Genomic DNA, 19,464 nt, shown 5'->3' on the forward strand with positions numbered 1-19,464 from the left:
AATGAGAATAACTAAAACTACTTTTAATGATGTCTTTTCAAATGATATAAGTGGAAGTATTTTAAAAGTAGAAAAATATGTTGATAAAAAATGTGCATCTGTATTCGACATTTTGACTTACACTATTATTGTTACAAATACGAGTAAATATAAAACAGGAAATATATTTTTTAAAGATTATATTTCTAAATATATAGAATTTATAAATAATACTGTAAAAGTTAATAGTATTACAAAATGTGGATTAGACCCACAACAAGGTTTTTACATAGGAAAAATAGATGCTAATTGTAAAAAAATAATATCTTTTAAGAGTGTAGTTTTGCCAAATTCAGCATATAGAGTTATAAAGAATAATGCTAATATATACTATTATTATAAGTGTACCCTAGATAAATTTCCAACAAGAATATCAGTGGAAAGTAATAGTGTTTATACCAACATAAACAAAACTGTATTTAAGCAGTTGAATATAAGCAATACTTTAAAGATGCCTAAAAACCTAAAAGATATATTAAAAGTAAACATAAATAGTAAGATACTTTATGTTAAACCTATAAAAAATCCTACAAACAAAGGAAAAGATTTAAATCTGTGCAATTTAATAGTTTTTGGAAGTATAGAATTTGAAATGGACTATAGTTGTAGAAATCATAGTAAGTTTAAAGTAATGAGCAAGTCTGATAATATTCAGAAAGAAATGGGTTATGATAATGATTTACAAAATAATAATAAGAATATAAGTGACTGTAAGAAGCAAACAAATTTTAATGAGAATAAAGTAAAAAAGATAACAAAAACTTTTGGATTTTCTTGTTTTATTTGTTCACCAGTTGGAATTGTTTATGAGGATATGAAAAATATAAATATAAAAATTGAACATACATCAGTAAATGAGCTAAATGCAGATGAATTATTTATAGATACATCACTTTTATTGTATTATTAACTCTTCAAAGTTAAAAATTAAATTTATTAAGCTAGCATTTTATTAGATAGAAAAACATAGATATTGATATATATTGTATATATAAATAATTAATAGAAATTCTTAATTTTAAGTAATTCTAAATAATAAGTATAATATAATATTTTAAAAGTGTAGATTTATGATAAAATAAGACAAATATGTTAAAAAAATGATAATCACAGAGAACTTTTGCCTTCTTCAATTAATATATTATTATTAGTAATAACTTTAAAATCATATTACTATTATATAAAAATTGGCTTAAAAGAAGGTGAAAAAGGTAAATGAAAATATGCATAACAGTAGGTCATAGTATACTAAAGGGTGGTAAAAGTACAGGTGTAAGTGGCATAGTTGATGAATACAATTATAACAAAAAATTAGCTCCTATGTTAGCTGAGATGCTTATAAGTCAAGGTAATACAGTAGATGTAATAGTTTGTCCAGAAAGGCATTTTATGTCAGAAAGAGAAGAATTTTTCTATAGAGTTCCAAAAGTAAATAGTGGCAAATACGATTTACTAGTAGAGCTACATTTAAATAAAGGTGATGGAACAAAATCTGGTGCAGAAGTGCTTTATTATGGTAATGAAGGATTAGAATATGCTAAAAGAGTATCTAATAAACTTGGAGAATTATTTGAAAATAGAGGAGCTAAAAAAAGAGAAAATTTATATATATTGAGAAACACAAATCCAGTTGCAATACAGATTGAAAGTTTTTTCTGTGATAATGTGGATGATTGTAATAAAGCCAATGAAGCAGGTTATGATTATATAGCACGATTAATTGCAGAAGGTATATTAAACAAAGATATAAGTATGTGAGATTATGGTGACTTAGGTGTTGATTAATACCTTTTAATTTTAGATACAAACTAAAACACAATATATTGGTATAATTTAAACCTGTAAAAGATACATTAGTTTAGTTATCCACAAGAAATACCCCTTGAAAGTATTGATTTATCAATATATTCAAGGGGTATTTAAATATAAATCTATAATTTATTTAGAACTAAACTGTAACTTTATATAATATAGATATTATTTAAGTATAATAAATAATATAAAAATGTTACAACCTTGTATTATAATAAGATAATGTAGAAAAATATAAGAGATAAGATAAATATAATAAGGTGGTAATATATGAAATATACATTCGAAAAATTTAAATTAAACGAAAAGATACTTAAGTCATTGAAAAATTTAGAATATAATATACCTTCTAGAGTACAAATAGAGGTTATTCCAAAACTGTTAAATGGTCAAAACATAGCAGTGAAATCAAAAACAGGAAGTGGAAAAACAGCAAGTTTTGCGATACCTGTATGTGAGAATATAGATGTAGAGTACAATAATATTCAAGCACTTATAGTTGTTCCAACAAGAGAATTAGCTTTACAGGTGAAAGAGGAGATATCAGGAATAGGGAGATTAAAGAAAGTTAGATGTAGTGCTATCTTTGGTAAGCAACCTATAAAAGAACAAATATCAGAATTAAAGCAAAGAGTTCATGTTGTTGTAGCTACTCCAGGCAGAATAATTGACCATATAAATAAAGGTACTATTAAGTTGGAAAATATAAAGTATTTAGTAATAGATGAAGCTGATAAAATGTTTAATAAAGGTTTTGTTGAGCAAATGGAAAAAATATTATCAAGTTTACCTAAAGAGAAAACAATAGGACTATTTTCAGCTACAATGAGTGAAGAAATAAAATATATATGTGAAAAATATATGCCAAACTATGGCATTATAAATGTAGGTGAAAATGAAGATAAGAATAATGAGAAAGTAAAACAAATAGATGATAGAATAATAAAAGTAAATGAACAAGATAAGTATATAATTTTAAAAAATTTAATATACAGTGAAAATCCAAAGAGTATAATAATTTTTTGTAATACTAGGGAAAAAGTATCTAGACTATATAATAAGATGAGTAAAGATGGTTTTTTGGTAAGGCAGTTACACGCTGATTTATCACAAGAAAAAAGAATATTTGTAATTAAAGATTTTAAAGACTTAAAGTTCAATGTGTTAGTTAGTAGTGATGTAGCATCTAGAGGAATACATATCGATGATATTTCTTTAGTTGTAAACTATGATGTACCTTATGATAAGGAAAACTACATACATAGAATAGGAAGAACTGGAAGAAAAGGAAGTAGTGGAAAAGCTATTACTATAGTGGATACGTGGGATGAAAAATATATAGAAGGCATAGAAGAATATATAGGATATAAAATATATGAAATACCTGAAATAGAGAAAAGTAAAGTTATATCAGGGAAAAGATTGTTTGATGAATATTCAAAAGAACTTTTAAAAGAAGCATTAAAAAGAAAGAAAGTCAGTAAAAGTTATCAAAAGGGCAAAGATACAAAACTAAATTCAGAAGATGAAGTGGTAAGATTATATTTAAATGCTGGTAAAAAAAAGAAAATAAGAGTTTTAGATATAGTTGGGGCGTTCAGTAACCTAAAAGAAATTGCTAATGATGATATAGGTGTAATAGAAGTTCAAGATTTGTGTTCATATGTAGATATATTGAATTATAAAGGAGACTTAATATCAAAAAAATATAAGGAAATACCTATAAAGAAAAAGATGGTTAAGGTAAAGAGAGATATGAGATAGTTGAAGTTAAGAGTGTGAATTAAGTTTAATAAAATAATTTTATATTTTCAAAAAATTATTGAGTTACGAAACTTTAAAAAGTAAGTTATAATGGTATTATGTGTTTATAATAATAGTCACTATGGATATAAGTTATAAACATATATTTATAAAGATATTAGAGGAGGGAATGTATGGCATATTTCACTTATAATGACAAGAAATGTTACTATAACGAGATAGGAGAGGGTATACCATTACTTTTTTTACATGGTAATACTGCTTCTTCTAAGATGTTTAATGAAGTAGTTGATTTTTACAAAGATGAATATAAGGTAATATTAATAGATTTTGTAGGTCATGGTGAATCTGAAATGGTGGATAAATTCTCTGTAGATTTATGGTTTGATGAGGCTATGCAGGTTATATGCTTTTTAGAAAAAATGAATTATAAAAAGGTAAATATAATTGGAAGTAGTGGAGGGGCTCTTGTAGCATTAAATGTTGCCCTTGAAAGACCTGACTTAGTTAATAAAGTAATAGCAGACAGTTTTGAGGGAGAAGTTCCTTTAGAGTCATTTGTAAAAAATGTGAAGATAGAGCGTGAAGAATCAAAAAAGGATGCTGGGGCAAAAGCTTTTTATATTTATAATCAAGGAGACAACTGGGAAAAAGTTGTAGATAATGATACAGAAGCTATTTTTGAACACTATAAAACTATAGGTAAATTTTTTCATAAACCTCTAGAAACTATGCAACCAGATGTACTTTTAACAGGAAGTAAAGAAGATGAGTTTGTATCTTTAGTATCTCCTGATTTTTTTGAAAATACTTTTTCAGCACTTATTGAAAAAATTAATAATTGTAAAATGTACTTGTTTGATGAAGGTGGTCATCCAGCCATTTTATCAAATGGATTGAATTTTTCAAATGTAGCAAAGGAATTTTTAAAAGAATAATTTAGTAATATGATTATTTAAAGTTTTAGTATTTACATAAAATGTAGCTTAACTATATAAATTTTAGAATAAATTTATATAGTTAAGCTGTAAGGTTAAATACTTTAATTAAATAAATCTATTATCTCATCATCAGACAAGCTTTTCAAGACACCTTCATTGGATAATTCTCCATTTATAAATTGGTTTATAAGTTCTTTTTTACTTTCTTGTAATTTTATTATTTTTTCTTCTATAGTTCCTTTAGCAATCAATTTTATAACTTGTACTGAATTTTTCTGACCAAATCTATGAGCCCTATCACTAGCCTGATTTTCCACTGATGGATTCCACCATGGGTCGAAGTGAATTACCATATCAGCAGATGTAAGGTTAAGACCAGTTCCACCTGCTTTTAGAGATATCAAAAAAACTTTTTTATCCATACTATTATTAAACTCATCTACAAGCTCAAGTCTTTCTTTAGCATTAGTTTTACCATCTATATAATGGTATTCAATTTTGTACTTATCAAGTTCTTTACTTATGTTTTTAAGTACAGAGGTAAATTGTGAAAATAGTAATATCTTGTGGTTTTCATTTATACTGTCCCTAAGTATTTCTAAACATGTTTCAATCTTTGAACTTTTTTTACCATAATCTTTTACTACTATACTTGGGTCTAAACAAAGTTGTCTTAACTTTGTTAAGTAAGAAAAAATAACTATTTTATCTTTCTTTAGATTTTTATCTTTTATTTTGTCTTGTATATCTTTTGCATATACACTATATATCTTTTTCTGTTCCTTATTTAACTCGACAAAAAAGTTTTTCTCAATTTTATCTGGAAGCTCTTTCATAACTTGTTTTTTACTTCTTCTAAGAATAAAAGGTTTTATAAGTTTTTTTAAATTTTTAACATTATCTTCTTTATTTATGAACAACTCTTGGAATTTTGTTTTACTATATAAATAACCAGGCATTATAAAGTCAAATATAGACCACAATTCTAGAAGATTATTTTCCATAGGAGTACCAGTAAGTGCAAATTTATTTTCTGCATTTATATTTTTTACAGATTCAGTCACCAAAGCTACAGGATTTTTGATATTTTGAGCCTCATCTATGATACAATAATCAAATTTTATTTCACTATATTTTTCTAAATCATTTCTAAGGGTTCCATACGTTGTAAGTATTATGTCAAAATTTTGTAACTCCATAAAACATTTTTCTCTATCTCTCTTACTTCCATGTATCAATAAAACTTTTATATCTGGAGCAAATTTTTCAAATTCATTTTTCCAATTATAAATAAGTGATGTGGGTGTAACGATAAGACTTTTTTTATTAGATAATGATAATAAAAATGCAATAGTCTGTATTGTTTTACCAAGACCCATTTCATCAGCTAATATACCACCAAATTTATAATAATCTAAAACCTTAAACCAATTAAAACCATTTACTTGGTAGTCGCGAAGATTTGCTTTTAAGTTGTTTGGAATTTCCAAATTTATACTATCAAAGTTTTTGAATTTTTCACAAATACTATCCAATTCTTTTTTGCCATCTATAAACTTTAAGTTTTTACCTTTTATCATGTCATTTATATATAGAGCTTTATTATTATGAATTTTGTTGTTTTTTGATTTATCTATTATATCTAGATTTTCAACTAATTCAAAAAAGTCTTGTGTTTCTCTTTCTGATAAATCTATAAAGTTTCCATCTTTAAGCTTATAAAAAGTACGTTTTTCTTGAAAAGCTTTCAGAATAGACTTGTACTCTTTTGGATTTATATCAGATATATTAAAATTAAATTCTAGATAATTTTGATTAGTTTGATTGATTGAAGCTTGAATTGATGAAGAATTGTATATCTTTTTCAATTTAAACTTCTCAGAATAATATATATCTCCAAATTCTTTTAAAGATTCTAATTGTGAATCTAAAAATGTAAATAGGTCATAATCGCTTCCTTTAAATACATAACTGTTATTTTCCTTTATAAATTGTGAAGAAGTTATTTTATTCTCAATTTTAGCTTCTTTTTGTGTATTAGGAAGTATAAATTTTTTCTCTTCATTGTCATATATATACTTTATATCACAACATATGTTTCCATCAATCATATCAAAGTAGAATTCAGCTCTAAAATCTTTTGTTATATTATTTGTTATATTGTCATCTAAATAAACTTCTTGAGATATAGCCCTTAATCTAGGTACCAATAATCCTAAAACATCTTTAGAATCTTCCTTGTCAAATTTAAGTTCTTTAGATTTTGATAATACTTGATAGATTTTTGAATAATCATGAGCTTTTTTATGTGATAACAAGTATAGATTACCATCATATAAAAGTACATCATTTTTTTTTGTAAGTGGAACAGGTAGCGAATCTTGAGAAGATAAGACTATTTTATCTTCTATATTTTTAAAATTAAACTTTAGTGGCAAAGTATCATTTAATATTTTTGGGTGGTATTCTTTTTTAGAAAAAATAAGTGTAAAATCTTTGTATTTAATAGCATTTAAAAACTGTTTTAAAGAGCTTGCATTTATCTCCATAAACTTCTTTGAATATGATGAAGAAAAATTGTATGAAAGATTTGTGCCATATTCTTCTATAATGTCTACTAATTTCTCATCTTCATCAGCAAAATAATGAATGCTAGGATTATAAGTAAATTTTTTTCCAAAATCTAACTCATATCCATTAAGTTTTGAATATGCAAATTCAGTAATATTTTTTAGAATATACATCTTGTCAATTCCAATTTTAAATTCGGCAATTGCTTTATTTGAATCTATATTTATTAATACATCTAAATTAACTCTTTCTCTTTTAGTATTATCTAAAAAAGAAAGCAGTTGCTTACTTAAGTCTAAGTTAGTTTTAGAATTAGTATTAGAACTTTTATCCTTATCATTACCTAATATGTCTATTAAAATAGGAGGAACATCTTTTTTACTTTTTATTTGTCTTAAACTTTTTATAACAATAGCAACTATATGTTTACATATGAAAATTCTTTGATTTACACCCTTTGATTGACAATCAGCACAACCACAATCATTTTCAATTATCTTAAAATGTCTTATATCTATAGTTATTGAGCTAAAATAAAAGCTATAATTATCTTCAGAATTGACTCCACCACGAAATGTCAGCAGATTATTCTGTAGGTCATCAATATCTATGTCTATATAATCAACCAACTGATTAGTGTAGTATTTTACACCTCTTGACCACCTTGATGGCTCTGTATTTCTTTTTATTAATTTATATATCATATCTATTTTCATTTTATTCACCTTACCTCACTGTATATATTATAATCTAAATGCATTTAATTTACACTCTAAATCTATAGCTAAAATTAAAGTATATATAAATAGCTTTTATCTATCATAAGATATATGCAAATAACAATTTACTATTAGATTTTTGTCGTATTATCTTATAAACTATGAATGAAAAATAATTATCTAAATAAATATTAGAAATATAAAGCTTTATTATTAAAATATTCTTAAATATTATAATATATAGGATTTAAAATATGATATTTGAATGAAAAGAATGTATAATAAGTTTAATAATTATATTTATTATTAGGAAAGGAGAGTGTCAATATGAATAGTTGTAATTTGCTTAAAGCTAAAATACCATGTGAAGAAACTGGCATAGAAATAAAGAGAACTTTGTGCGATATTTGTTCTCCAGGAATACATTGTGGAATTGATGCATATGTTAAAGATGGTAAAATTATAAAAATAGAAGGTACAAAAGAACATCCAATGAACAAAGGATTGCTATGTACAAAAGGTCTTTGTAATAGAGAGTATATCTATAGAGAAGATAGAATAAAGACACCATTAAAGAGAATTGGTAAAAGAGGTGAAGGTAAGTTTAAGCCAATATCATGGGAAGAGGCTTATAGTGAAATAGGAGAGAAATTAAATAAAATAAAAAGTGAATATGGAGCAAAGCATGTAGCATTTTTTACAGGTTATGGAAAGTGGTATAGACCGTTTTTACAAAGGTTTGCATCTTCCTTTGGTTCTCCTAATTATGGCACAGAATCTAGCTCATGCTCAACATCAGCACAGATGGCTGGAAATGTTGCGACTGGGAGAAACTTTACAATGCAAGATATGGAAAATACAAAGACTTACTTAGGGTGGGGATTTAATCCATACTACTCTAAATTTTTAAATAGTGTAAATCTAACAAAATTAAAAGAAAAAGGAATAAAGTTTATAATTGTAGACCCTAGAATAACACCAACAACTCAAAAAATAGCAGACATTCATTTGAGAGTTAAACCTGGGACTGATGGGGCCTTGGCTCTTGGTATGGCAAATCTATTTATACAAAGAGATTTAATAGATAAAGAATACATAGAAAAACATGTATATGGATTTAACGAATATAAAGAATATGTCAAATCATTTGATTTAGATACTGTAAGTAAGATTACAGGTATTTCTAAGGATGATATAATAAAAGCAGTAGATATGTTGTCTCAAGGTCCGTTTTGTATAAATGAAAGTGCAGCTCCAATAGTTCATCATCAAAATGGATTTCAAAACTATAGAGCAATGATGTCTTTATCAGCTATAACAGGTAATTATGACAGAGTAGGTGGTAATATACCAAAACAAGATTACTTTGCTGGTAAGTTAGGTGGATTTCAAGCACTAGAGAAAGATTTTGTAAAAGAGGTTCTACCTAAAAATATAAATGAAAGAATTGGTGGAGAAAGGTTTCCTCTATGGAATGAGATGGTGACTCAATTTCAGGCTATGGATTTAACAAGGCAGATAGAAGAAAAAACACCATATGAAATAAAAGCTTTGTTTTGCCATGGGATAAATGCTAGAATGTTTCCTAATTCTGGCAGACTTTTCAAAGCATTAGATACTGTAGATTTTTTTGTAAATATAGACTTATTTATGACAGATGCATCAAAATATGCAGATATACTTTTACCTGCATGTACATCTTTTGAAAGAGAAGAATGTAAGAGTTATCCAGGTGGATATATTACATATACTAAAAAGGTTATTGATACATTATATGATTCAAAATCAGATGTAGAAATACTTTCAGGTTTAGCAAATGTTATGGATGTAGATGATGACTTATTAAAGGCAGGTTATGAAGCAAGTATAAGACATATGTTCAAAGATACATGTGTGGATGTAGATAAACTTAAAGAAAGTGATTTGCCATTAAAATGTAAAGACTTTAAACCATACATAGTAGGTTCATACACAAGAGATGGATATGATACTAGCACATCTAAGTTTGAATTAAAATCTGTAATTATTGAAAAATATAAAGATTTTGGGTTAGATGCACTACCAACATATAGAGGATTTAATGATGATATAGATAGTGATTATACTCATCTATTGACATCAGGAGCAAGAATTCCAAATGCATTACATTCAAGACTTCATGACATAAAGCTTTCAAGGCTATTAAAAAATGAAGCTAGTTGTGATATTTCTAGTTTAGATGCAAAAGAATTGGATGTTATTAATGGAGATTATATAAAAATAACTACTAAGATAGGAAGTTTAAATGTGAAAGTTAATGTTACAGACAGAGTTTTATACAGAAATATACATATGTATCATGGATACAGAGAAGCTGATGTAAATAGCATCATTTGTGATAATTTTGACCCTTATAGTGGATTCCCTGCATATAGAAGTTGTAAGTGTAAGATTGAAAAGATAAATAGATAGATGGAGGGATAAAATGAAAAGTTTATTTAAATTTAATAAAGAATTATGTACAGCATGTGGAGCATGTTTACTTGCTTGTGTAGACCAAAATGATAATAATATAGATAATGGCGAATTTTTTAGACGTGTATTTACAATGGAAGATGGTGAAAATATAGAATATTTTTCGTTAGCATGTATCCATTGTGATGAGCCAAAATGTTTGGATATATGCCCTAAAGGCTGTTTTAAAAAAGATGATGGGTTTGTTTTATTGGATAATCAAAATTGTATAGGATGTAAACTTTGTGAGAAAGCTTGTGAATATGGAGCTTTGAATTATAGCAAGGATGGCAAGGCAAATAAGTGTAATGGGTGTGTTGAAAGATATGAATGTGGTATGGATTCACCTTGTGTAATGGTATGTCCTACAGGAGCATTAGAATTTAATAAATAAATCAAAAAATAGTGGCTTACACTTAGTTGTAAGATGTTTTTTATGAAAGACTACATTGAGTTTGTATTATAACAAACTTAATGTAGTTTTTTTTATGGATATAGTTGGATACTATAATATGGCTATGGGGGATAGTTTTTTGCTATTGGACAAAGAATGGAAAAAATATTAAACTTATGTTGTTCAAAGTCGAAGTATAATACAATAAATAGAAAATTGTATTATATTTGTAGTATATAAATAAGGGGTATTGAAATGGAAAATACAAATACATTAATTTTAAAAAATATTACTCATTATTATCAATCTAAAAATGGAGAACATATACATGCTATTAATGATATAGACCTTTCTGTAAAAAAAGGAGAATTTCTAGCTATTGTTGGTTCTAGTGGATGTGGAAAAAGTACACTTTTAAACATAATGTGTGGTATGTTAAAACCTACAAAAGGAGAAGTCTTAATTGATGGAAAACCATTGCATTTTGGAAGACATAAAATAGGATACATATCACAGATGGATACTTTACTTCCTTGGAGGAAGATAGTTGATAATATTGCTCTTGGTCTTGAGATAAGGGGAGAAGATAAAAAACATAGAATAAAATTGGCAAAAGAGCTTATGCAAACTAGTGGTTTAGCTGGTTTTGAGGAAAAATATCCATATGAGCTTTCTGGAGGTATGAGAAAAAGGGCGATTATAATGCGTGCTTTAGCCCAAAATCCAGATGTTATTTTTATGGATGAACCATTTGGTCCATTAGATGTATTTACAAGAGAATTGTTACAAGATGAAATTTTAAATATTTGGGAAAAAAGAAAAAATACTATTGTGTATATTACTCATGATATATCAGAAGCAATAACATTAGCAGATAGAATTATACTTATGAGTTATAGACCTTCATCTATTAAATCAGAATATATTGTAGATTTACCTAGACCACGTAATAATATTGAAAGTAAATCAAGCTCTCAATTTATAGAATTAGAAAAGCAAATTTGGGATGATATAAAGTCTGAAGTAATAAAAGGGAGAAAAGAGGAGATGGGCGAGTATGGAGCTTAAAAAAATACTAAAAAAATGTTATTGTTTAATTTTTATAGCAGTATTTTTAATGGTTTGGGAATATCTATCTGATAATAATTTCATTAATACTTTTTTCTTTAGTTCACCATTGAGCATCATAAAAGATTTAATAGCTATGTTTGGTACAGGTGAAATATGGCCCCATATTTATATAACATTAAAAGCTTCATTATTTGGTTTATTTTATGGTGTAGTATTTGGAGTAATAATAGCATTTTTATTTGGAAATATACCACTTTTAGCAGATATATTTGACCCAATATTAGTAGGATTATATGGATTACCAAAACTATCACTAGGGCCTTTATTTATAATTTGGTTTGGAATAGGGTTACAAGCCAAAATTTTTATGGCTGCAATAATGGTGTTCTTTTTGGTGTTTTTTAATGCATATGCAGGTTTTAAAAATGTAGATATAAATTTAATAAATACATTAAAAATTATGGGTGCATCCAAGTTGCAGATTATACAAAAAGTAATATTACCTTCCTGTGTTCCTTGGATTATGGCTAGTTTACGTTCAGGAGCAGGGGCTTCAGTTTTAGGTGCAATAGTTGGAGAATATTTAGGTTCTAATCAGGGATTAGGATGGATGGTACAAGCAGCTGGAGGTGTTTACAATATTACAAGAGTATTATCTTGTATCTTTTTAATGATGTTTATAATGTCAATGCTTGATTATATATTAAAACATGTGGAAAAAAGAATTTTAAGATGGAGAGAGAGTATTGACTAAAAAATAATGTGAGGAGAGAAAATATGAAAAAATTTATTTCGATTTTGTTATGTGGTGTTATGTTATTGGGTATGGTTGCTTGTAACTCTGGAAAAGAAGAAGAAAAGAGTTCAAAAAATGCTAAAAAAGAAACAAAACAGTTAGAAAAAGTTAAAGTATCTGAACCAGTGAGAGGTGAGCTTTGGGGACCAGCATACTTAGCAAAAGCACTAGGATTTTTTGAAGAAGAAGGTTTAGATGTAGAATTTGTTACAGTACAAAGTGATATGCCAACAGCACCAGTGTTATCTGGTGATGCTCAATTTGGTCTATATGGTCCAGAAATGATTTTAGGTTTTAATGAAAAAAATCAAGGCACTAAGTTATTACTTTCAACTACACAAAAATATCCATATTCATTTGTGGTAGCACCAAAATATAGCAGTGTAAAAGATATGAAAGGTAAAACTATAAACGGTGCTGATAGTGGTTCATCTCCTAGAGCATTTGTACGTTCTGTGTTAAAAGAAAATGGTCTTAATCCAGATACTGATGCTACATATGTAAATCTTCCAAACTCAGCATTAGTTGCAGCTTTGGAAAAAGAAGATGTTGCAGGTAGTTATGTATCTCCATCTGCTCGTAAAATTGTACTTGATGCAGGTAATAAGTTAGTTGAAGATATATATAATCCAGAAGTTCATAAAAAGTTAATTGGTTCTGAAAATTATGAAATGTATATAACATTTACTACAGATAAATATATAAAAGAGAATCCAGAAACAGTACAAAAATATGTAAATGCTATATATAAAGCTATATTATGGACAAATGAAAACTCTGCAGAAAAAATAATAGAAACATTGAAACCATTATTCCCAGGAAATGAAATGCTTGAAGATTCTGTAAAAGAAATAAAAGATAATAATATATATTCTAAAGATGGAAGTTTCACTGATGATGGATATGCAGCTATAAATAGAATGTCTATGGCTTCAGGTGTTATTAAAAAAGAAATACCTCGTGAAAAGGCTATAGATGATACTTTTTTAAAAAATGCTCAAAAAAATGTTAAGTTAGATAAATAGATATAGAGAAAGAAATTGCCTTAAAAGCTGAAATTTTTAAGGTGATTTTTTCTATGTTACTATAATAATTTATCAAACAATATATTAAATTAGGAGATGATGATGATGGAATTGACTTCTGCTGAAAGAATGAAAGCATTAATGAATAAAGAAAAGTTAGACCGTATACCAGTTAATCCAAACGTTACTTTATATGCGGCTAACATTTCAAATTATTCTTCAAAAGAATATTATATGGAAGCTGAAAAAGCTTTTAAAGCTCAAATGTGTTCAATAAATTTACATAAGTACGATGCTACTCCAGGTTATGCTATTCCAGAATGGCAGACTTGGGATTTTGGTGGTGAATTAATGTTTTCAGAAACTCCAAGAATAAGACTACCAAAAGTGATAAGAAGACCTATAGAGGATATAAAAGATGTTAAAAATCTAAAAATACCTGATGTAGACACTGCACCATCAGCAATTAGGTCTTTGAAATTTGCTAAAATATGTGTGGAAAATGGGTTTGGTTTTTCAGTTCCATCAGGTTCTCCATTTGGTGGAGTACAAAGTATTCTAGGAACAGAACTATTATTAAAATCCTTAAGAAAAGACCCTGAAGTAATACATCATCTTCTTAGAATGGTGACTGATTACATGATGGCAATAACAAAGAAAAGCATAGATATATTTGGTGTAGAAAAAATATCAACATTTTCAGCATATCCTATGGAATCTCATGGAATAATTTCTTCAAAAGATTTTGAAAAATTCTCCATTCCATATATAAAAGAGATTCAAGATATGTATCAAGAATGGGGGATTAAGAAATGGATAGTACATCTTTGTGGAGACCATAAGGAAAACTTAAAATACTGGACAAATGAATTAAAATTACCAAGAAGAACTGTATTTACATTAGGTTATGAGATGGATATGAGAGAGACAGCAGAAGTTTTGGGAGATGAATACATTATTGGTGGAAATGTAAGAAACTCTATTATACATTCAGGGAAACCTGAAGATGTATATGAAGAGAGTAGAAAAGCAATTGAACAAATGAAATATTCTCCAGGAGGATTTATATTGATGCCAGATTGTGCATTAACTCCTCTTGCTCCAGCATGTAATGTACAAGCTATGGTGAAAGCAGTAGAAGATTTCGGAAGATATGATTAAGATATTCATATTGACATTATGGAATAGACTCTTTGAATATATGCTAGTTAGTAAATAGATTTTTCATATTAGACAAAAAATAATAAAAATATTAAATTTAAGATAAGATAAATTATTTTGACATAAAAGTATTTTAAAAATGACCTTATGGTTACTATTATTGTTCAATTTTAAAAATTGGAAAAATGAAAATTAAATTGGTTAAGGGGGAAATATATATGAGTAAAGAAAAAGAGGAATTGTTAAAAAAATTAGCTCATAATGTAGTTGAGATGGAAGAAGAACAAGTAGTAGAGATAGCTGAAGAATATTTAAAACAAAATTTTGACGCATTTGAAGGAATAGATAAGGGGCTTTCTGTTGGAATGCAAAGAGCTGGTGAGTTATATGAAGAAGAGGAATATTATGTTCCAGAACTACTTTTATGCTCAGATGCAATGAATGCAGGTATTGATGTTTTAAAACCTCATATTAAAAAAGAAGATTCAAAGAAAACTGGAAAAATAGTAATGGGTGTTGTGCAAGGTGATACTCATGATATTGGAAAAAATATAGTAAAAATAATGTTAGAAACAGCTGGATTTGAAGTTTACGATTTAGGAAGAGATATACCTATGAGTGAATTTGTTGAAAAAGCTAAGGAAGTAAATGCTGATATTATAGCAATGTCTACTCTTATGACTACAACTATGGATAATATGGAAGTTTTAATAGAAGATTTAAAAGGTCAAGGAATAAGAGATAGTTTTAAAATAATGATAGGTGGAGGTCCTATATCTGAAAGCTATGCTAAAAAGATAGGTGCAGATGGATATTCACCATCAGCAGCAAAAGCTGTTGAATTGGCAAAAAAATTAGTATCCTAAGCGTTATTTATATTATATAAAAAGGATGGTAAATTAATTTGTATACTTGCAAAGAGAGATTATTGAAAGTTTTAAATAGAGAGTCTGTTGATAGACCTCCTTGTATTTGCCCTGGTGGTATGATGAACATGGTTGTAGAAGATGTGATGGATATGAAAGGAATAAGTTGGCCTGATGCACATTTTGATGCTATTAAAATGGCAGAACTCACTTATGGTATCTATGAAAATGATGGTTTTGAAAATTGTGGCGTACCATTTTGTATGACTATAGAAGCTGAGGCAATGGGAGCTAAAGTTGATTTTGGAACTAAAATTACAGAACCTAGAGTGAACTTTTATCCTATGGACACAATATCTGATTACACAAAATTAAAAGAACTTGATATAAATATTGGACGAGCAAAAGTTGTTATAGATGCAATTAAGTATCTAAAAAATAAAGATAGTGATGTACCTATCATTGCCAATGTAGTCGGTCCAATAAGCGTTGCTACATCTTTAATTGAACCTACTATATTTTATAGAGAATTAAGAAAAGATAGAGAAAGTGTCCATAAGTTTTTAGAGTTTGTGACAGAAAATATAATTAAATTTGCAAAGGCACAAATTGAAGCTGGTGCAGATTTAATAGCTATTGCTGACCCAAGTGCTACAGGAGAAATACTTGGACCTAAAAAATTTGAAGAATTTGTGGTTCCATATATAAATAGAATTTTAGATTCATTAAATGAAGATGAAAATAATATTCCAAGCATAGTACATATTTGTGGAAGATTAAAAACTATATATCCTCAATTGAATAGTATTCGTAGTTTAGGTATAAGTTTTGATTCAATAACTGATGAAAAACAGGTTGTATTAAATGTTCCTAACAAAGCAATTATTGGTAATGTAAGTACATATGCCCTTGAATATGGAACTGAGGATAAAGTTGGAGAAATAGGAAGAAGATGTATAAAAAATGGTATAAATATTTTATCTCCAGCATGTGGAATAGGAGCTAGGACTCCAATTAAAAATATACAATCAATGGTTCTGAGTGCACGAGAAAGTGAATGTTAAGCATATGGTAGGTGTCAAAATGTACATATTAACTGTAAATGATAGATATGGAGAACAAAAAAGATTAAAGTTTGATTCTGGAAAAAATTTGTTAGAAATTTTAAAAGAAAATGGAATAATGATTGAAAACCCCTGTGCAGGTAAAGGGTATTGTGGAAAATGTAAGGTTAAAATCTTAAGTAATATTAAAGATAAGAATTTAGAGGAACAAAGAAGGTTTTTAAGTGAGGAAGAAGTTTTAGATAATATTAGGTTAGCATGTTTATATCAAGTACATGGAGATATTGATATAGAATTGTTGCATGATGAAAAAAAAGTAGAAGTATTAGATGAAGGTTATATGCCTAAGTTTGATTTAAATCCTGCTGTAAGAAAAGAATGCAAGATATTTTCAGAAAAGTCTCTTTTACAAAGTGATGCAGTAGAAAAATTATTATTAGAAGATAAAGAAAGTTTACCCTTAAATGTAATAAAAAGGTTTTCTAACTTAAAAGAAGGAGAAACCTATACAATAACTAGGTATGATGGAAAGATTATATCCATAGAAAATGGAGATACAAGAAGTTTGATGTATGGATTTGCAGTTGATATTGGTACAACTACCATGGTGGTATCATTAATAGATTTAAATACTGGTAAAGAAATTAAAAGTGCTTCTTCTATAAATCCTCAAAAAAGCTATGGATTGGATGTGTTATCAAGAATTAATTTTGCATCAAAAGAGAAAAATGGAGCAGAAATTCTAAGTAAAGTGGTTGTTGAATGTTTAAATAATCTATTTAATTATTTGTGTGAGGATAATAAAATAGCAAAGGAAAACATTTATGATATATCAATTGCTGCAAATACTACAATGTTACATTTACTCTTAGGAATAAATCCTAAAAGTTTAGGAATAAATCCATATAGACCGATGTTTAAAGATAGTAAGACTTTTTTAGCTTCAGATATAGGTCTAGAAATATCAAATTACACGAGGCTTTATTGCTTACCGAGTGTGTCTGCATTTATAGGTGCTGATATTACTGCAGGTGCTATTGTCACAAATTTAAAAAAAGTAAATCAGAAGATACTTTTCATAGACATAGGAACTAATGGAGAAATGATTTTATCTGATTGTGGAAAATTAATTGCATGTTCGTGTGCTGCTGGACCAGCATTAGAAGGAATGAATATAACTTGTGGAGTACGAGCAGGTGAGGGAGCTATTGAGGGAATAAGTATCAAAGATGAGGGAATACAAATAGATATTATAGGACAGGGAAATCCAAATGGTATTTGTGGAAGTGGTATTTTAGATTCTATATCTGAAATATATAAAGCGGGTTTGATTAATAAGAGCGGAAGGCTAAAGAAAAAAGATGATTTTAATGAGGATAATTTTCTTAAAAATCTTTTGGTAGAGGATGGTAAAAAGAGAAGTATAGTATTATCTAAAAAATATAATATATATATTACTCAAAATGATATTAGACAAGTTCAGCTGGCAAAAGGAGCTATTTTATCTGGTATTTTATCTATGTTACATAATTTAAAGTTAAATCCTAGAGATATTGACAAAGTAATAATAGCTGGTCAATTTGGAGCACATTTAAAGGTTGAAAGTATTGTTGGTGTAGGAATGGTTCCTGTAGAATTTAAAGATAAAATTAGTTATATTGGAAATTCCTCTAAAAGTGGTGCAATTTTATGCCTTTTAGATATATCAAAAAGAGCTGAAGTAAATGATGTTTTGAAAACATGTGATTACTTAGAATTATCATTACTAGAAGATTATGAACGTTTATTTGCAAGTTGTTTAAGCTTTGATATAAGTAAGTTGAGTAAATAAGTAAGTGGAGGTGAGTTAAAATTAAAGAAAAATACAATTTTAAATGTACATATGATACTACAGGAATGGAAGAGTTAAAATTTCTAAAGGAAAACAATCTAAAAATACCAGATGTTTATCTAAAATGTGATGAAATGGTAAAGGCTACAAAACTTTTAAAAGAAAGTACAAAAAATAGAGTTTGTTATCTTCCGTTATGTGACACTATGTGTGCACAAAGTTTAGGGGCAAATATTTTAATTGATGAATTGAGTACACCAAGAGTAAAAAGCTATAAATATAATGATATTGAAGAATTATTAAATCTTCAAAAAGTTTATTTAGATGAAGTAGAAGCTAATGAAGTATTAAAGGCAATAAAAAAATTATCATGTGAAAACGAAGATGTTATTTTAAGTATTGAAGGCCCAATTAGCATTTTGAGTAGCTTAATAGACTTAACAAATATAGTAAAAGCTTTGAAAAATAGAAAAAATGATTTATACAAAATTCTAGAATATGTAAAAGATTTTATTGTAGAGTATGCTGTTAAAGGAGTAGAATCTGGAGCTAAAATTATATCTTATGCTGACCCAACTGGAAATATGGATATTTTAGGTAAGAGAACTTTTTGTAACTTAAGTAGTGATATAACAATAGAAATATTTAAAGAATTACAACAGAAAATAAATGGTAAAGCAAGTATACATATCTGTGGAAGAACAACAACTTCACTTTTGAATTTAGGACTTATGGAGATTGAAGAACTTAACTTTAATAATAATATGACTTATGCAGATGTTCTATTGAAAGAAGGTATATGTAAAGGAAGAATGTTTGGGCAAAATTGTATTAAAAATACTAATAAAAGTGTATTCAATGAAAAGATATATACAGTCAGAATATTATAAGCACTTTAACTTTGAAGTAATATAAAT

The 19,464-nt window shown here is 27.5% G+C and carries 15 protein-coding genes; 14 read left to right on the forward strand and 1 reads right to left on the reverse strand.

Features of this window, described 5'->3' with window-relative positions:
- Position 1: 1 nt before the first annotated feature.
- From KGF38_RS02620 to KGF38_RS02635, 4 genes are all read left to right on the forward strand, one after another.
- Entirely contained in the window at positions 2-949 is a 948-nt protein-coding gene (locus tag KGF38_RS02620) for a DUF11 domain-containing protein (RefSeq protein WP_054270653.1), read from the forward strand.
- A 305-nt stretch (positions 950-1,254) separates the two neighbouring features.
- A complete protein-coding gene (locus KGF38_RS02625) occupies positions 1,255-1,797 on the forward strand; it encodes an N-acetylmuramoyl-L-alanine amidase (RefSeq protein ID WP_054270652.1) in 543 nt (180 codons plus the stop codon).
- A gap of 324 nt (positions 1,798-2,121) precedes the next feature.
- A complete protein-coding gene (locus KGF38_RS02630) occupies positions 2,122-3,615 on the forward strand; it encodes a DEAD/DEAH box helicase (protein ID WP_074179616.1) in 1,494 nt (497 codons plus the stop codon).
- Between the two features lie 173 nt (positions 3,616-3,788).
- Entirely contained in the window at positions 3,789-4,553 is a 765-nt protein-coding gene (locus KGF38_RS02635; protein WP_054270650.1) for an alpha/beta fold hydrolase, read from the forward strand.
- Between the two features lie 104 nt (positions 4,554-4,657).
- Here KGF38_RS02635 and KGF38_RS02640 read toward each other — a convergent pair whose 3' ends face one another.
- Positions 4,658-7,843, reverse strand: a complete 3,186-nt coding sequence (locus KGF38_RS02640) for a DEAD/DEAH box helicase (RefSeq protein WP_176702524.1) — start codon at positions 7,841-7,843, stop codon at positions 4,658-4,660.
- 330 nt (positions 7,844-8,173) lie between these two features.
- On the opposite strand from KGF38_RS02640, the gene KGF38_RS02645 reads away from it, so the two are divergent.
- The 10 genes from KGF38_RS02645 to KGF38_RS02690 all read left to right on the forward strand — a co-directional run bounded on the left by KGF38_RS02645 (position 8,174) and on the right by KGF38_RS02690 (position 19,437).
- The gene (locus KGF38_RS02645) at positions 8,174-10,297 is read left to right on the forward strand and encodes a molybdopterin-dependent oxidoreductase (protein WP_227832146.1); all 2,124 of its coding nucleotides are present in this window, start codon (positions 8,174-8,176) and stop codon (positions 10,295-10,297) included.
- Positions 10,298-10,310: 13 nt separating this feature from the next.
- On the forward strand, positions 10,311-10,733 hold the full coding sequence (locus tag KGF38_RS02650; protein WP_054270647.1) for a 4Fe-4S dicluster domain-containing protein: 423 nt from the start codon (positions 10,311-10,313) through the stop codon (positions 10,731-10,733).
- 255 nt (positions 10,734-10,988) lie between these two features.
- Complete coding sequence (locus KGF38_RS02655; RefSeq protein WP_054270646.1) at positions 10,989-11,801, forward strand: ABC transporter ATP-binding protein; 813 nt, start codon at positions 10,989-10,991, stop codon at positions 11,799-11,801.
- Positions 11,791-12,558: an ABC transporter permease gene (locus KGF38_RS02660; protein ID WP_054270645.1), complete on the forward strand. Its 768-nt coding sequence runs from the start codon at positions 11,791-11,793 to the stop codon at positions 12,556-12,558. Before KGF38_RS02655 ends, KGF38_RS02660 begins: the two co-directional genes overlap by 11 nt.
- Before the next feature lie 23 nt (positions 12,559-12,581).
- On the forward strand, positions 12,582-13,625 hold the full coding sequence (locus tag KGF38_RS02665) for an ABC transporter substrate-binding protein (protein WP_074179619.1): 1,044 nt from the start codon (positions 12,582-12,584) through the stop codon (positions 13,623-13,625).
- A gap of 102 nt (positions 13,626-13,727) precedes the next feature.
- Entirely contained in the window at positions 13,728-14,786 is a 1,059-nt protein-coding gene (locus KGF38_RS02670) for a uroporphyrinogen decarboxylase family protein (RefSeq protein WP_227832147.1), read from the forward strand.
- 218 nt (positions 14,787-15,004) lie between these two features.
- Complete coding sequence (locus KGF38_RS02675; protein ID WP_074179621.1) at positions 15,005-15,652, forward strand: corrinoid protein; 648 nt, start codon at positions 15,005-15,007, stop codon at positions 15,650-15,652.
- Between the two features lie 38 nt (positions 15,653-15,690).
- Complete coding sequence (locus KGF38_RS02680) at positions 15,691-16,716, forward strand: methylcobamide:CoM methyltransferase MtbA (RefSeq protein ID WP_219673352.1); 1,026 nt, start codon at positions 15,691-15,693, stop codon at positions 16,714-16,716.
- A gap of 19 nt (positions 16,717-16,735) precedes the next feature.
- Complete coding sequence (locus KGF38_RS02685; protein ID WP_219673353.1) at positions 16,736-18,547, forward strand: ASKHA domain-containing protein; 1,812 nt, start codon at positions 16,736-16,738, stop codon at positions 18,545-18,547.
- A gap of 65 nt (positions 18,548-18,612) precedes the next feature.
- A complete protein-coding gene (locus tag KGF38_RS02690; protein WP_227832148.1) occupies positions 18,613-19,437 on the forward strand; it encodes a uroporphyrinogen decarboxylase family protein in 825 nt (274 codons plus the stop codon).
- Positions 19,438-19,464 lie beyond the last annotated feature (27 nt).

This window comes from Clostridioides sp. ZZV14-6387, assembly GCF_020657835.1.
Lineage (GTDB): Bacteria > Bacillota > Clostridia > Peptostreptococcales > Peptostreptococcaceae > Clostridioides > Clostridioides difficile_A.

What these genes read in the sequence shown, in the direction of transcription:
- KGF38_RS02620 (WP_054270653.1), top strand. Translation starts at nt 2, where the DNA reads ATGAGAATAACTAAAACTACTTTTAATGATGTCTTTTCAAATGATATA.
- KGF38_RS02625 (WP_054270652.1), top strand. Translation starts at nt 1,255, where the DNA reads ATGAAAATATGCATAACAGTAGGTCATAGTATACTAAAGGGTGGTAAA.
- KGF38_RS02630 (WP_074179616.1), top strand. Translation starts at nt 2,122, where the DNA reads ATGAAATATACATTCGAAAAATTTAAATTAAACGAAAAGATACTTAAG.
- KGF38_RS02635 (WP_054270650.1), top strand. Translation starts at nt 3,789, where the DNA reads ATGGCATATTTCACTTATAATGACAAGAAATGTTACTATAACGAGATA.
- KGF38_RS02640 (WP_176702524.1), bottom strand. Translation starts at nt 7,843, where the DNA reads ATGAAAATAGATATGATATATAAATTAATAAAAAGAAATACAGAGCCA.
- KGF38_RS02645 (WP_227832146.1), top strand. Translation starts at nt 8,174, where the DNA reads ATGAATAGTTGTAATTTGCTTAAAGCTAAAATACCATGTGAAGAAACT.
- KGF38_RS02650 (WP_054270647.1), top strand. Translation starts at nt 10,311, where the DNA reads ATGAAAAGTTTATTTAAATTTAATAAAGAATTATGTACAGCATGTGGA.
- KGF38_RS02655 (WP_054270646.1), top strand. Translation starts at nt 10,989, where the DNA reads ATGGAAAATACAAATACATTAATTTTAAAAAATATTACTCATTATTAT.
- KGF38_RS02660 (WP_054270645.1), top strand. Translation starts at nt 11,791, where the DNA reads ATGGAGCTTAAAAAAATACTAAAAAAATGTTATTGTTTAATTTTTATA.
- KGF38_RS02665 (WP_074179619.1), top strand. Translation starts at nt 12,582, where the DNA reads ATGAAAAAATTTATTTCGATTTTGTTATGTGGTGTTATGTTATTGGGT.
- KGF38_RS02670 (WP_227832147.1), top strand. Translation starts at nt 13,728, where the DNA reads ATGATGGAATTGACTTCTGCTGAAAGAATGAAAGCATTAATGAATAAA.
- KGF38_RS02675 (WP_074179621.1), top strand. Translation starts at nt 15,005, where the DNA reads ATGAGTAAAGAAAAAGAGGAATTGTTAAAAAAATTAGCTCATAATGTA.
- KGF38_RS02685 (WP_219673353.1), top strand. Translation starts at nt 16,736, where the DNA reads ATGTACATATTAACTGTAAATGATAGATATGGAGAACAAAAAAGATTA.
- KGF38_RS02690 (WP_227832148.1), top strand. Translation starts at nt 18,613, where the DNA reads ATGGAAGAGTTAAAATTTCTAAAGGAAAACAATCTAAAAATACCAGAT.